General features: G+C 63.2%; 11 protein-coding genes. 7 read left to right on the top strand and 4 right to left on the bottom strand.

Annotated features, from left to right (window positions below; translation table 11 throughout):
* Positions 1-6: 6 nt before the first annotated feature.
* The 3 genes from dnaQ to ACTORR_RS23390 are packed head-to-tail and all read right to left on the bottom strand — an operon-like array spanning position 7 to position 2,050.
* Positions 7-765 (bottom strand): DNA polymerase III subunit epsilon, encoded by a 759-nt coding sequence (dnaQ, locus tag ACTORR_RS23400; RefSeq protein ID WP_262110024.1) that lies wholly within the window; start codon positions 763-765, stop codon positions 7-9.
* A gap of 51 nt (positions 766-816) precedes the next feature.
* A complete protein-coding gene (rnhA, locus tag ACTORR_RS23395; protein WP_054884018.1) occupies positions 817-1,263 on the bottom strand; it encodes a ribonuclease HI in 447 nt (148 codons plus the stop codon).
* 13 nt (positions 1,264-1,276) lie between these two features.
* The gene (locus ACTORR_RS23390; RefSeq protein WP_054884019.1) at positions 1,277-2,050 is read right to left on the bottom strand and encodes a class I SAM-dependent methyltransferase; all 774 of its coding nucleotides are present in this window, start codon (positions 2,048-2,050) and stop codon (positions 1,277-1,279) included.
* Positions 2,051-2,135: 85 nt separating this feature from the next.
* Between ACTORR_RS23390 and gloB the strand changes: the two genes are divergently transcribed.
* The 7 genes from gloB (at position 2,136) to ACTORR_RS23355 (ending at position 12,014) form a co-directional block, all read left to right on the top strand.
* Positions 2,136-2,915, top strand: a complete 780-nt coding sequence (gloB, locus tag ACTORR_RS23385; protein WP_054884020.1) for a hydroxyacylglutathione hydrolase — start codon at positions 2,136-2,138, stop codon at positions 2,913-2,915.
* Positions 2,916-3,015: 100 nt separating this feature from the next.
* On the top strand, positions 3,016-4,440 hold the full coding sequence (locus ACTORR_RS23380; protein WP_054884021.1) for a lytic transglycosylase domain-containing protein: 1,425 nt from the start codon (positions 3,016-3,018) through the stop codon (positions 4,438-4,440).
* Positions 4,441-4,719: 279 nt separating this feature from the next.
* Complete coding sequence (locus ACTORR_RS23375) at positions 4,720-6,492, top strand: extracellular solute-binding protein (RefSeq protein WP_262110039.1); 1,773 nt, start codon at positions 4,720-4,722, stop codon at positions 6,490-6,492.
* Entirely contained in the window at positions 6,489-8,315 is a 1,827-nt protein-coding gene (locus ACTORR_RS23370) for an extracellular solute-binding protein (protein WP_313364958.1), read from the top strand. Before ACTORR_RS23375 ends, ACTORR_RS23370 begins: the two co-directional genes overlap by 4 nt.
* Position 8,316: 1 nt before the next feature.
* Entirely contained in the window at positions 8,317-9,390 is a 1,074-nt protein-coding gene (locus ACTORR_RS23365) for a microcin C ABC transporter permease YejB (RefSeq protein ID WP_027919080.1), read from the top strand.
* Between the two features lies 1 nt (position 9,391).
* Positions 9,392-10,411, top strand: coding sequence for an ABC transporter permease (locus ACTORR_RS23360; RefSeq protein ID WP_054884024.1), 1,020 nt, complete (start codon positions 9,392-9,394; stop codon positions 10,409-10,411).
* A 1-nt stretch (position 10,412) separates the two neighbouring features.
* Positions 10,413-12,014: an ABC transporter ATP-binding protein gene (locus ACTORR_RS23355; RefSeq protein ID WP_441343915.1), complete on the top strand. Its 1,602-nt coding sequence runs from the start codon at positions 10,413-10,415 to the stop codon at positions 12,012-12,014.
* 206 nt (positions 12,015-12,220) lie between these two features.
* Here ACTORR_RS23355 and ACTORR_RS23350 read toward each other — a convergent pair whose 3' ends face one another.
* Entirely contained in the window at positions 12,221-14,398 is a 2,178-nt protein-coding gene (locus ACTORR_RS23350; protein WP_313365984.1) for a TonB-dependent receptor, read from the bottom strand.
* Between the last annotated feature and the right edge of the window lie 27 nt (positions 14,399-14,425).

Raw genomic sequence — 14,425 nt, 5'->3', positions numbered from 1 at the left:
GGCCTGTTAGCTGGCAGGTGCCTCGGTCAGCGTCTGCCACAGCGAAGGCCCGCCCGCCGACTTGGCCACCGCCGCCAGCCGTTCGGCGTGGGCTTCCAGTTCTGCGGCATTGGCCATGATCACCCGCCCCGGTGCCCGCCCGACGATGCGGCGGATCTCGCTGCCGCCAGCGCCATGTCCATCACCGTCACTGTCAGCGCCATGCCCGGCCAGCGACAGGCTGGTCTGGCCGCCGGTCATCGCCAGATAGACATCGGCCAGCAATTCGGCGTCGAGCAATGCGCCGTGCAGTTCACGGCCGGAGTTGTCAATGTCGTAGCGTTTGCACAACGCATCGAGGCTGTTGCGCTGCCCCGGGTGGCGGGCACGGGCCAACAGCAGGGTGTCGAGGACGGTGCAATGGTTGGCGATGTCGGCGCGGTCGCTCTGCCCCAGCAGCGCGAACTCGTTGTTGATGAAACCGACGTCGAACGCGGCGTTGTGGATGACCAGCGTGGCGCCCTGGATGAATTCGAAGAACTCTTCGGCCACATCGGCGAAGCGCGGTTTGCCCACCAGGAACGCATCGGTGATGCCGTGGACGTTGATCGCGCCCTCGTCACTTTCGCGGTCGGGCTGCAGGTAGACGTGGAAGTGACGCCCGGTCAGGCGCCGGCCAATGACCTCGACACAGCCGATCTCGATGATGCGGTGGCCTTCAGTGACCGGCATACCGGTGGTTTCGGTATCGAGAATGACCAGGCGGTTATCTTGCTGCTGCTCCACGCGGGGCGCTCCAACTTGCATCAGTTACAAAGGCGGCGATTGTACCGCAGCTCAACGCTTGGCGCGCACTTCCTCGACGCCACGGTTGGCCAGCTGGTCGGCGCGTTCGTTGCCGGGGTGGCCGATATGCCCGCGCACCCACTTCCAGGTGACCTTGTGGCGGTTGACCTGCTCGTCGAGCAGTTGCCACAGGTCGGCGTTCTTCACCGGTTCCTTGGCCGCCGTCTTCCAGCCGCGCTTCTTCCAGTTGGCCATCCACTCGTTGATGCCCTTCATCACATACTGCGAGTCGGTGGTCAGCACCACTTCGCACTCACGCTTGAGCGCCATCAGCCCTTGGATCGCAGCCATCAGTTCCATGCGATTGTTGGTGGTTTCGCGTTCGCCGCCCCACAGTTCCTTTTCGACGCCCTTGAAGACCAGCAGGACGCCCCAGCCACCTGGGCCAGGGTTGCCCTTGCAGGCGCCATCGGTATACATCTCGACGCTATCGCTCATGTACCACTCATGTTCAGTGCTTTTCGGTATCCGGCCTGGCGGCGGTGCGGTTGACCTTGGCCAGTGGCAGCGGCAGCAGCTTGCCCATCGGTTCGCGGCGCACCTGGCGCAACGGCCTCAGGCCAACCACCATCTTGCGCGCCACCAGCAGGTAGACCCCGCCGCCGACACTCTGCCAGCCTCCCGCCATCCGTTCCCAGCCTGCCAGGCGTTGCTGCCAGGCCGGCGAAGTGAGCGGCGGACGATAGCACCCGAAGCGGCGTTTCTCCAGCGCGAAGCCCAGCAGGTTGAGCCAGTCGCCGACCCGTGACGGCGAGATGCAGCGGGCCTTGCGCAGGGCACCCTGGCTGAAGAAATGGCGCAGGCCCCAACCGCTCCAGGGGTTGATGCCGACAATGAGCAGGTGCCCACCGGGGCGCACCGCACTGGCCGCCTCGCGCAGCAGGCCGTGGGGCGAAAGGCTGAAATCCAGCCCATGTTGCAGCACCACCACGTCGGCGGCGTGCTCGCCCAATGGCCAGGCCTGCTCCTCGCAGACGATCTCTACCCCCGGCAACGGCGCGCCAAGGCGCACGTTGCGCTGCACCTGCGGCGCGCTGGGCGGCGCCTCGGCACAAGGGCCATAGTGCACGAGGTAGCCACCGAAGAAGCGCCCGAGCTCTTCTTCCAGCAGTTTTTCCTCTTCCTTCAGCATCAGCTGGCCGAGTGGGCCGTTGAACCACTCACGGGCCAGGCTGATCAGTTCGACCCATTCCGGGTCGGCCTGAGCAAAGGCTTGGTCGGTCATTGCGCTCTCCCTCGAAGGTTTCCGCACCGCGCCATCGTGGCTAAGATGCCTTCATGTGCCACCCATGGCGATACGGATCCGCACCATGATACAGATCGACGCTCTCCCCGCTTTCTCCGACAACTACATCTGGTTGTTACAGGATACTGCCAAACGCCGCTGCGCGGTGGTCGACCCGGGTGATGCCGGCCCGGTGGAAGCCTGGCTGGCTGCCAACCCCGGCTGGACGCTGGACACCATCATGGTGACCCACCACCACCACGACCATGTCGGGGGTGTCGAACGCCTCAAGCAACAGACCGGTGCCCGCGTCTGCGGCCCGGCCCACGAGCAGATCCCCGGCCGCGACCTGGCGCTGGACGAGGGCGACCAGGTCAGCGTCCTGGGCGTGGCCTTCCGGGTTCTGGCCGTGCCCGGCCACACCCTGGGGCATATCGCCTACTTCAGTGACCAGCCAGCGACACCCCTTCTGTTCTGTGGCGACACCTTGTTCGCCGCCGGTTGCGGGCGCATGTTCGAAGGCACTCCGGAGCAGATGCAGCCTGCCCTCGCCCGCCTGGCAGCGCTGCCGGAGCAGACCGAAGTCTACTGTGCCCATGAATACACCCTCAGCAACCTGCGCTTCGCCAAGGCGGTGGAACCTGCCAATCCCCACGTTCTGCAGCGTTTCGAAGACGTTACCCGGTTGCGCGCCGAAAATCGCATCAGCCTGCCTTCAACGATCGGCCTCGAGCGCCTGACCAACCCATTCCTGCGTACTGCTGAAACATTAGTTAAACAAAAAGCAGACGAATGGAAGGGACATTCAAACGACTCGCAGGTCACTGTTTTTGCTGCCTTGAGGTCTTGGAAGGACCGCTTCTGATAACCTCAAGATATATCGCAGAGGGTTCGCAACGGTTGACCCAGGCGGGAGCGGTTTCTAGAATCGCCGAAATTTTTCGCTCGGAAACCTGTGTCAGCCGATGTCTTCACGTAGCCGCAGAACCGCTCATTCAGTCGCCCTGACGCGCCTGGCCCAAATCAGTGCGCTGGCGCTGGCCGCCACACTGGTGGGTTGCCAGAGTACCCGTCAGCTCGATGAAGCCGACAGCGTTCGCGCGCACAACTACCAGGCCCGGATCAAGCACAAGCCCTCGCCGCTGGCGGTCAAGCCTGCCGAACCGCCGCAGGATGTGTGGGAGCGCATGCGTCAGGGTTTCGCCCTGCAGGACAACATCGACGTCAACCCGCGCATCGAGCAGCAACGCCTGTGGTTCGCCAGCAACCCGACGTTCCTCGAGAGCGCCGGCGAGCGTGGCAGCCTGTACCTGCACTACATCGTCGAACGCCTCGAAGAACGCGACATGCCGCTGGAGCTCGCACTGCTGCCGGCGATCGAGAGCGCCTACAACCCCATGGCCTACTCGCGCGCCAGTGCAGCGGGCATGTGGCAGTTCATGCCCGCCACCGGTCGTCATTTCAACCTGCGCCAGACCAACTTCTATGACGGCCGTCGCGACATCACCGCGTCGACCAACGCCGCGCTGGACTACCTGACCCGTCTGCACGACATGTTCAACGGTGACTGGCTGCTGGCACTGGCGGCCTACAACGCCGGCGAAGGCACCGTCAGCCGCGCCATCGAGCGCAACGAGAAGCTTGGCCTGCCCACCGATTACTGGAACCTGCCATTACCGCAGGAAACCCGTGACTACGTGCCCAAGCTGCTGGCACTGTCGCAAGTGGTCTCCACACCTGAAGCCTATGGCGTGAACCTTACGCCGATCGCCAACGAGCCCTACTTCGAAGCCGTGGCGATCAACGACCGCCTCGACCTGTCGCGGGTCGCCGCCTTCGCCAACATCGACGAAGACGAACTGATCCAGCTCAACCCGGCCTTCAAGAAACGCATGACAGTCGATGGCCCCAAGCAGCTGCTGGTTCCGACCGCCAAGGCGCAACTGCTCAGCGACAGCCTGTCCAACCTCAAGCCCGAGCAGCTGGTCAGCCTGCAACCGAACAAGGCCGTGTTCGCCGCCGCCGTGGCCGAAGCCAACGCACCTGCCGCGCGCAGCTACCGGGTCAAGCGTGGCGACAGCCTGAGCAGCATCGCCAAGGCCAATCGCGTTGCGGTCAAGGACATCCAGCGCTGGAACAAATTGCCGGGCAACCGTGTGAAAGCCGGCCAGGTCCTGGCCCTGCGCGGCGGCAGCGCCCCGAGCGCTGCGGGCAACCGCGTGGCAGCCTCGGGGCAGCGCTCCACCCAGTACAAGGTGCGCAAGGGTGATTCGCTGTATCTTGTAGCCAAACGTTTCAATGTCGAGATGCAGCACCTCAAGCGCTGGAACCCACGCAGCGGGCATGCACTCAAGCCAGGCCAGACGCTGACCGTCTACCTGTCCCATTAAGGCGAGGCTGGGGCTGCCGTGCAGCCCATTCGTGGGTAAACCCGCTCCCACAGGTGCAGCGCAGGATTCGAAGCCAGTGCAATATCTGGAGGAGCGGGTCTACTCGCGAATGGACCTGAAAAAAAGCCCACGGTAATTCCCCTACTCCTTCTCTTTTTCCATACCCGGCAAGCTGTTACTGTACCCCGACCAAAGCCCAACGCCTCTGGATCGGATGCCGACTTGATACGTCCCCTCCTGCTGTCACTCAGCCTGGCCTTGAGCTTCCCCGCCGTCGCGATGGTGAGCGAAAGCCACGGATACGCGCAGTTCGGCACGCTCAAGTACCCAGCCACATTCACCCACTTCGACTGGGTCAACCCGCAAGCGCCCAAGGGCGGCACCTTGCGGGCCATGGCATTCGGCACCTTCGATACGCTCAACCCCTATACCTTCAAGGGCACCAGCCCGGTCACCACGCCGAACTTCCTGCAATACGGGGTCAGCGAGCTGAACGAAACGCTGATGGTCGGCACCGGCCAGTACGACCCGTCCGGTGACGAGCCCACCTCCAGCTATGGCCTGATCGCCCGCTCGGTGGAGTACAGCGAGGACCGCAGCTGGGTGGTGTTCAACCTGCGCCCGGAAGCACGCTGGCATGACGGCGCGCCGATCACCGCAGCCGACGTGGCCTTCTCGTACCGCACCCTGCTCAAGCAAGGCCACCCGATCTACCGCACCAACCTGCAGGAAGTGCAGCGGGTCGATATCCTCGGCCCGCTGCGCATCCGCTTCGTCTTCAAGCGTGCCGGCAACCCGCTGTTGATTCTGCGCCTGGGTGAGATGCCGGTATTGCCCAGGCACTACTGGCAAAAGCGTGACTTCGAGGCCACGACCTTTGAGCCGCCGCTGGGCAGCGGGCCCTATCGCATCACCCAGGTCGAGCCTGGCCGCCGCCTGGTGTTCGAGCGGGTGAAGAACTACTGGGGCAAGGACTTGGCGGTAAACCGCGGCAAGTACAACTTCAACCACGTCGAATTCGAGTTCTACCGCGATGCCACCGTGGCCTTCGAAGCATTCAAGGCCGGTGAGTTCGACATCTATATCGAGCACCAGGCCAAGAACTGGGCCAACGGTTACAACTTCCCGGCTGTGCGCCGTGGCGAAGTGATCAAGGCGCAGATCCCGCACCGCATCCCCACCCAGACCCAAGGCCTGTTCATGAACAGCCGCCGGGCTGCCTTCAGCGACCCCAGGGTGCGCCAGGCTCTGGGCCTGATGCTCGACTTCGAGTGGACCAACCGTGCGCTGTTCAGCAGCGCCTACCGCCGCGCCACCAGCTACTACCCCAATAGCGAGTTCGCGGCCAGCGGCGTACCCACCGGTAAGGAATGGCTGCTGCTGGCGCCGTTCCGCGACCAGTTGCCCGACAAGCTGTTCACCCAGCCCTTTCAGGTCAGCCACACCGATGGGCGCGGCATCGGTCGCCAGACATTGCGCCAGGCCTTGGGCCTGCTGAACCAGGCCGGCTGGAAGCTCGACGGCCAGCGCCTGGTCAACGCCAAGGGCCAGCCATTGCGCATGGAATTGCTGCTGGTGAACCCGAGCCTCGAACGCATCCTGCAACCCTATGTCGAAAACCTGGCCAGCATCGGCATCGAGGCGCGCTTGCGCACCGTGGACCGTGCCCAGTACAAACAACGCCTGGACCAGTTCGACTTCGACATGATCCTGATGACCCTGAACCAGACCTTGAGCCCGGGCCTTGAACAGTGGCTGTACTTCCATTCCAGCCAGGCCTCGACCAAGGGCAGCAAGAACTATGCGGGGGTCAAGGACCCGGTGGTCGACCACCTGCTCGACACCCTGCTGGCAGCGCGCACCCGGGATGACCAGGTCGCCGCCGCCCGCGCCTTGGACCGCGTGCTGTCATGGCAGTACTACATGATTCCCAACTGGTACCTCGACAATCACCGCCTGGCCTACCGTAACCGGTTCGCCTTCGTCACCACGCCGCCCTATACCCTCGGGCTGAATACCTGGTGGCTAAAGTCTTCGGAGAAAGCCCAATGAAGCCGACGCATCGCCTGGCCTGCAGCCTGCTGTTCGCCTGCCTGAGCCTGCCCGCGCTGGCGGCGCCGCAACACGCGCTGACCCTCTACGACGAGCCGCCGAAATACCCGGCCGACTTCAAGCACTTCGACTACGTCAACCCCGACGCGCCCAAAGGCGGCACCTTCCGCCAGTCCAGCTTCGGTGGCTTCGACAGCCTCAACCCGTTCATCAACAAAGGCGTGTCAGCCGAAAACATCAGCATCATCTACGACACCCTGATGCGTCAGAGCCAGGACGAGCCGTTCACCGAGTACGGCCTGGTCGCCGGCAAGATCGAGAAAGCCCCGGACAATAGCTGGGTGCGTTTCTACCTGCGCCCCGAAGCGCGCTTCCACGATGGCCACCCGATGCGCGCCGAGGATGTGGTGTTCACCTTCAATGCCCTGATCAAGGATGGCGCCCCTCTCTACCGCCAATACTACGGCGACGTCGCCGAAGTGGTTGCCGAAGACCCGCTGCGGGTGCTGTTCAGGTTCAAGCACAACAATAACCGCGAGCTGCCGTTGATCCTCGGCCAGCTGCCAGTGCTGCCCAAGCACTGGTACGAAAACCGCGAATTCAACCGCGGCAACCTGGAAATCCCGCTGGGCAGCGGGCCGTACAAGGTTGCCGAGGTCAAGGCCGGGCGCAGCATCCGTTACGAGCGGGTAAAGGACTACTGGGCCAAGGACCTGCCGATCAACCGCGGTTTCTATAACTTCGACGCCATGACTTTCGACGCCTACCGCGACACCGCCGTCGCCCTGGAAGCTTTGAAAGCCGGTGCCTTCGACTATGCCCTGGAAGTCAGCGCAAAAAACTGGGCCAGCGCCTACAACGTGCCGGCCGTTCGTGAAGGCCGCCTGATCAAGGAAGAGCTGCCCAACGGTAACCCCACCGGGATGCAGGGCTTCGTCTTCAACATCCGTCGCCCGCTGTTCCAGGACGTGCGCGTGCGCGAGGCGCTGAGCCAGTTGCTGGACTACGAATGGACCAACAAGCAGTTGTTCAACGGCGCCTACACCCGCACCGGCAGCTTCTTCGAGAACTCGGAAATGGCTGCCCGCGGCCTGCCCAGCGCCAATGAGCTGAAGATCCTCGAGCCGCTGCGCGGCAAGGTTCCTGATCAGGTCTTCAGCGAGGCCTTCCACAACCCGGTCAGCGATGGCAGCGGCATGATCCGCGAGCAACAGCGCAAGGCCTACAAGCTGTTGCAGGAAGCCGGCTGGAAGATCGTCGACGACAAGATGGTCGACGCCCAGGGCAAGCCGGTGGTGATCGAGTTCCTGCTCGCGCAGACCGAGTTCGAGCGCATCCTGCTGCCATTCAAGCGTAACCTTGCCGACCTGGGCATCGACCTCAACATTCGCCGCGTCGATGTCTCGCAGTACATCACCCGCCTGCGCTCGCGTGACTACGACATGATCGTCAGCGGCTTCGCGCAGTCCAACTCGCCGGGCAACGAGCAGCGCGAATACTGGAGCAGCAGCGCCGCCGACAACCCGGGCAGCCGCAACTTCATCGGGCTGCGCGACCCGGCCATCGACCAACTGGTGGAACAGCTGATCAACGCCGATTCGCGCCAGAGCCTGATCGACCATTGCCGGGCGCTGGACCGCGTGTTGCTGTGGGGTTACTACGTGATCCCCAACTGGCACATCAAGACCTGGCGCGTGGCCTACTGGAACCACATCGGCCATCCCAAGGTTTCGCCCAAGTACGACGTCGGCATCGACACCTGGTGGATCAAGCCCAACGTCACCCCTGCCGTGGGCGAAACCCCTGTAGACGAGGCCAACTGACATGCTGGCCTATATCCTGCGTCGCCTGCTGCTGATCATTCCGACCCTGTTCGGCATCCTCATCATCAACTTCATCATCGTCCAGGCTGCCCCCGGCGGCCCGGTGGAACAGATGATCGCCAAGCTCGAAGGCTTCGAGGGCGCCACCAGCCGCATTGCCGGCGGCGGCGCCGAGGTCTCGGTGGCCGGTTCCAACTACCGCGGCGCCCAGGGCCTGGACCCGGCGCTGATCGCCGAAATCGAGCACATGTATGGCTTCGACAAATCGGCGCCCGAACGCTTGTGGATCATGATCAAGAACTACGCCACGCTGGACTTCGGTGACAGCTTCTTCCGCGACGCCAAGGTCATCGACCTGATCGCCGAGAAGATGCCGGTGTCGATCTCGCTGGGGCTGTGGAGCACGCTGATCATGTACCTGGTGTCGATTCCGCTGGGCATCGCCAAGGCGGTACGCCACGGCAGCCACTTCGACGTCTGGACCAGCTCGGCGATCATCGTCGGCTACGCCATCCCTGCGTTCCTGTTCGCCATCCTGCTGATCGTGCTGTTCGCCGGCGGCAGCTATTTCGACTGGTTCCCGCTGCGCGGCCTGACCTCCAACAATTTCGACGAGCTGTCCACCACCGGCAAGGTGCTCGACTACTTCTGGCACCTGGTGTTGCCGATCACCGCCCTGGTGATTGGCAACTTCGCCACCATGACCTTGCTGACCAAGAACAGCTTCCTCGACGAGATCAACAAGCAGTACGTGGTCACCGCCAAGGCCAAGGGCCTGAGCCGGCCACGCGTGCTGTACGGGCATGTGTTCCGCAACGCCATGCTGCTGGTGATCGCCGGCTTCCCATCGGCATTCATTGGCATCTTCTTCACTGGCTCTCTGCTGATCGAGGTGATCTTCAGCCTCGATGGCCTGGGCCTGATGAGTTTCGAAGCGGCGATCAACCGCGACTACCCGGTGGTCTTCGGCACCCTGTTCATCTTCACCCTGCTCGGGTTGGTGGTGAAACTGATCGGCGACCTGACCTATACCCTGGTCGACCCACGCATCGACTTTGCCAGCCGGGAGCACTGACATGGCCCTGTCCCCCCTCAACCGCCGGCGCTTCGAGCGCTTCAAGGCCAACCGCCGAGGCTGGTGGTCGCTGTGGCTTTTCCTGATCCTGTTCGGCCTGAGCCTGGGTGCCGAGTTGATCGCCAACGACAAACCGATTGCCGTGCGCTATGAAGGCTCGTGGTACTTCCCGGCGTTCAAGCGCTACCCGGAAACCACCTTTGGCGGTGAATTCCCGCTGGAGGCCAACTACAAGAGCCCGTACATCCGCGACCTGCTGCAGAAGAAGGACAGCCTGGTGGTCTGGGCGCCGATCCCGTTCAGTTACCAGAGCATCAACTACGACCTGCGCGTACCGGCCCCGGCGCCACCCTCGGCCGACAACTGGCTGGGCACCGACGACCAGGGCCGCGACGTGCTGGCGCGGGTGATCTACGGCTTCCGCGTGTCGGTGCTGTTCGCCATCACGCTGACGGTGTTGAGTTCCATCGTCGGCGTCATTGCCGGTGCCCTGCAGGGCTTCTACGGCGGCTGGGTCGACCTGGCCGGGCAGCGCTTCCTGGAAATCTGGTCCGGCCTGCCAGTGCTGTACCTGTTGATCATCCTCGCCAGCTTCGTGCAGCCCAACTTCTGGTGGTTGCTGGGCATCATGCTGTTGTTCTCGTGGATGAGCCTGGTGGACGTGGTACGTGCCGAGTTCCTGCGTGGGCGCAACCTGGAATACGTGCGCGCGGCCCGCGCCCTGGGGATGCGCAACGGCGCGATCATGTATCGGCACATCCTGCCCAACGCGATGATCTCGACCATGACCTTCATGCCGTTCATCCTCACTGGTGCCATCGGCACCCTGACCGCGCTGGACTTCCTCGGCTTCGGCCTGCCCCCTGGCGCGCCGTCGCTGGGTGAATTGGTAGCGCAAGGCAAGTCCAACCTGCAAGCCCCGTGGCTTGGCATCAGCGCCTTTGCCGTGCTGGCGATCATGCTCAGCCTGCTGGTGTTCATCGGCGAATCCGCCCGCGATGCCTTCGACCCGAGGAAGTGAAATGAGTGAACAGAACCTGATCGAAGTGCGTGACCTGGCCGTGGAGTTCGTCACCGGCGAACACGTCAACCGAGTGGTCGACGGCATCAGCTTCGACATCCGCAAGGGCGAGACCTTGGCCTTGGTCGGCGAAAGCGGCTCGGGCAAATCCGTCACCGCACACTCGATTCTGCGGCTGCTGCCCTACCCACTGGCGCGCCACCCCAGTGGCAGCATCCGCTATGAGGGCAAAGATCTGCTGCAGCAGAACGAAAAGGCCCTGCAGGGCATTCGCGGCAACCGCATCGCGATGATCTTCCAGGAGCCGATGACCTCGCTGAACCCGTTGCACTGCATCGAGAAACAGATCAATGAAATCCTCCTGCTGCACAAGGGCCTGACTGGCAAGCAAGCCACTGCGCGAACCCTGGAGCTGCTGGAAATGGTCGGCATCCCCGAACCGCGCAAGCGCCTGAAGGCCCTGCCCCATGAGCTGTCCGGCGGCCAGCGCCAGCGGGTGATGATCGCCATGGCCCTGGCCAACGAGCCCGAGCTGTTGATCGCCGATGAGCCGACCACGGCGCTGGATGTGACCGTGCAGTTGAAGATCCTCGACCTGCTGAAAAAGCTGCAGGCGAAGTTAGGCATGGCCCTGCTGCTGATCAGTCACGACCTCAACCTGGTGCGCCGCATCGCCCACCGTGTGTGCGTGATGCAGCGCGGGCAGATCGTCGAACAGGCCGAGTGCACCACGCTGTTCAGCGCACCGCAGCATCACTACACGCAGATGCTGATCAACGCCGAGCCCAGCGGGTTGCCGGCGCATAACCCGGTAGGGGCGCCGCTGCTGGAGGTGAATGACCTGAAGGTGTGGTTCCCGATCAAGAAGGGGTTGCTGCGCAAGACGGTGGACCATGTGAAGGCGGTGGACGGCATCAACTTCAGCCTGCCCCAGGGGCAGACGCTGGGCATAGTCGGCGAGTCCGGGTCGGGCAAATCGACACTGGGCCTGGCGATTCTGCGGTTGATCTCCAGCCAGGGTGGGATCCGCTTTCATGGGCAACAGCTCGAAGGGATGAACCAGAAGCAAGTGCGGCCGCTGCGGCGGGAAATGCAGGTGGTGTTTCAGGACCCCTTCGGCAGCCTGAGCCCGCGCATGTGCGTGGCGGATATCGTTGGCGAGGGCTTGCGGATACACAAGATCGGCACGCCGGCGGAGCAGGAGGCAGCGATCATTGCGGCGCTGGAGGAAGTGGGGCTGGACCCGCGCACCCGCCATCGCTACCCGCACGAGTTTTCCGGTGGCCAGCGCCAGCGCATCGCCATTGCCCGGGCGTTGGTGCTGAAGCCGGCACTGATTCTGCTGGATGAACCGACCTCGGCGCTTGACCGCACGGTGCAGCGGCAGGTGGTGGAGTTGCTGCGCAATCTGCAGGCCAAGTACAACCTGACTTACCTGTTCATCAGCCATGACCTGGCGGTGGTGAAAGCACTGAGTCACCAGTTGATGGTGATCAAGCATGGGCATGTGGTGGAACAAGGGGAAGCGCGGGAGATCTTCCACGCGCCGCAACATGTTTATACGAAACAATTGTTGGAGGCAGCGTTTTTAGGGGATGTCTGAAGGCGTAGATCCGGAATGGCATCGCTGCGGACGGGCCTCTTTGCGGGCATGCCCGCTCCCGCAGGGATAACCATTAGCCTGAAGGCTTGCGCAGTACCTGTGGGAGCGGGTTAACCCGCGAACACCGGCAAAGCCGGTGCCATCCACCGCGTCGCCTTCTTCGCGGGCTTGCCCGCTCCCACACGGAACCGCGTAGGCCCGGATTATCAGAAATCGATGGTGCCAGAGAACTTGACCAGACGCGGATCACCCTGGGTCAGGTAGCCACCGTTGGCCGAAGCCCAGTAGTTCTTGTCGGTCAGGTTCTCGACGTTGACCCGCAGGGTCAGGTCCTTCTCCGCCACTTTCAGCTTGTAGCGTGCGCCGGCATCGAAGCGGTTCCAGGTCGGCAGGCTGACGTTGTTCGCCGCATCGACGAACTGGCCACCGGTGCGCAGCATCCGCGCATTGAGCGCCAACCCCGGCACGCCCGGCACATCCCAGTCGACGCTGGCATTGAGCTGGAAGGTCGGCACGCCGATGGCGTGGTTGCCATCGTTGGTGCCATTGGCGGTGTTCTTCTGCTCCGAAGTCATACGCGTGCCACCGGCCATCAGGCGCAGGCCTTCGACGGGCTCGCCGAACAGGCTCAGTTCCAGGCCCTTGTTCACCTGTTCGCCATCGCGGATGAAGACGTCGTTCAAGGTGTAGCCGTCTGACGGTTTCTCGATACGGAACACGGCCAGGTTCGCGCCATAGGTCAGGCGGTCGAACTTGATGCCGGCCTCGAGCTGCTTGGTGCGGCCAGGCGGGAACATCTCGTTGGCGTTCGATACATTGCTCGGCGCTGTCGCGCCCTGGGCCAGGCCTTCGATGCGGTTGGCGTACAACGAGATACTGTCAGTGGCTTTGAACACGATGCCGTACACCGGTGTGGTGATCGACTTGTCGTAAGGGTCGCCGTTACGGCTGCCATCCGCGCTCGGGAGCCTGGAGGTGCCGTCATAGAAGTAGTTTTCCACGCGCAATTGCTGGCGACGCAAGCCGTAGGTCAGCAGCAGGCGGTCGTCGAACAGGCCGACCGTGTCGGAAATCGCAATGCTGCGCGCACGCGTCTTGCCGGTCACACCCGGGTCGCCCATGTCACCGCCCCAGCTGGTGACGTTGCCAGGTTTTGGCCGCTGCACCGTGTCGTAGATGTTGGTGCTGATCGGCAAGTAGAAGGTGTAGGCGTTTGCGGCCTGGGTCCACATCGTGTTGGCGCCCACGGCGATCTGGTGGCTGATCGGGCCGGTCTGCACGCGACCATTCAGGCCAGTACTGAAGCTGGTGTTGTCCTCAACATGAACGATATCGGAGGGGGTCATGGTGGCCGCGCCACTGTTGCCGACCAGCACCGGGGTGCCATAGGTGCCGTGCTCGCGGCTGTGGCGGGCACCGCCGGCAAGGTAGGCGGTCCAGCTGTCGTTCAGGTCCCATTCGCCACGGGCCATGCCGAAGGTGTCCTCCGATTCGCTGTAGCTCCAGCTCTGCCCGTAGTTGTGGTCGGCATCTGGCGCGGTCGGGGCCTTGGTCGTGGTACCGCCCAGGCGCACCGAGTTGCGCAAGTGGTTGATGCGCTGCTTCTGGTATCCGATGTCGGTCGATACGCGGAAGTTGTCACCGCGGTAGTCCAGGCCTGCGGTGAACAGTTTGGTGCGCTGGTCCTGGTCGTCGATGGCGGTTTCACCTTCGCGCTGGCTGAGGTTCAGCCGGGCGCCGAAGCGGTTGTCTTCACCAAAACGCTGGCCAATATCCAGGTGCTCGCCCATACGGCCATCAGCACTGATGTCCTGGGTGTAGCGACGGGTCGGCTCATCGCCCGCACGCTTGGGCTGCAGGTTGACGTTGCCGCCAAGGCCGGTGCCGGTCGGGCTCACGCCGTTGAGAAAGGCATTGGGCCCCTTGAACACTTCGACCCGCTCGACACCGTCAGTTGACATGATCTGACGCGGCAGGATGCCGTACAGGCCGTTGAAGGAAATGTCGTCCCCCGCCAGCGGCAGGCCGCGGATGATGAAGACCTTGGACTGGTTGCCGAAACCGAACGACTCGCGCACCGAAGGGTCGTTGGCCAATACGTCGCCGATGTCCTCAGCCTGCTGGTCTTCGATCAGCTTGGAGGTATAGCTGGTCATGGTGAACGGCACATCCATGTAGTCCTGGTTGCCCAACACACCCATCTGGCCACCGCGGGCGACCTGGCCGCCAGCGAACGCCTCGGGCAACGCGCCGGGTTGGGCTTTCAAGGCATTGGCATTGACGTCCGTCGCTTCCAGCTGGATCGGCTCGGCAGCTTGCGCCATCAGGTTTAAGGAACAGCAAATCGCCAACAATGTTGGGCGTGACGGAAAACGGGACGACATGGTGTAAGTCCTGATGGCATTGGATTG

The organism is Pseudomonas sp. SAR267 (assembly GCF_052077595.1).
Lineage (GTDB): Bacteria > Pseudomonadota > Gammaproteobacteria > Pseudomonadales > Pseudomonadaceae > Aquipseudomonas > Aquipseudomonas vlassakiae.
This window is presented reverse-complemented; position numbering and strand designations above follow the sequence as displayed.

Bases quoted from the DNA above. Each gene is read 5' to 3' on its own strand.
- ACTORR_RS23360 (WP_054884024.1), top strand. From the start codon at position 9,392: ATGGCCCTGTCCCCCCTCAACCGCCGGCGCTTCGAGCGCTTCAAGGCC.
- ACTORR_RS23350 (WP_313365984.1), bottom strand. From the start codon at position 14,398: ATGTCGTCCCGTTTTCCGTCACGCCCAACATTGTTGGCGATTTGCTGT.
- rnhA (WP_054884018.1), bottom strand. From the start codon at position 1,263: ATGAGCGATAGCGTCGAGATGTATACCGATGGCGCCTGCAAGGGCAAC.
- ACTORR_RS23380 (WP_054884021.1), top strand. From the start codon at position 3,016: ATGTCTTCACGTAGCCGCAGAACCGCTCATTCAGTCGCCCTGACGCGC.
- gloB (WP_054884020.1), top strand. From the start codon at position 2,136: ATGATACAGATCGACGCTCTCCCCGCTTTCTCCGACAACTACATCTGG.
- ACTORR_RS23375 (WP_262110039.1), top strand. From the start codon at position 4,720: ATGGTGAGCGAAAGCCACGGATACGCGCAGTTCGGCACGCTCAAGTAC.
- ACTORR_RS23390 (WP_054884019.1), bottom strand. From the start codon at position 2,050: ATGACCGACCAAGCCTTTGCTCAGGCCGACCCGGAATGGGTCGAACTG.
- ACTORR_RS23370 (WP_313364958.1), top strand. From the start codon at position 6,489: ATGAAGCCGACGCATCGCCTGGCCTGCAGCCTGCTGTTCGCCTGCCTG.
- ACTORR_RS23355 (WP_441343915.1), top strand. From the start codon at position 10,413: ATGAGTGAACAGAACCTGATCGAAGTGCGTGACCTGGCCGTGGAGTTC.
- ACTORR_RS23365 (WP_027919080.1), top strand. From the start codon at position 8,317: ATGCTGGCCTATATCCTGCGTCGCCTGCTGCTGATCATTCCGACCCTG.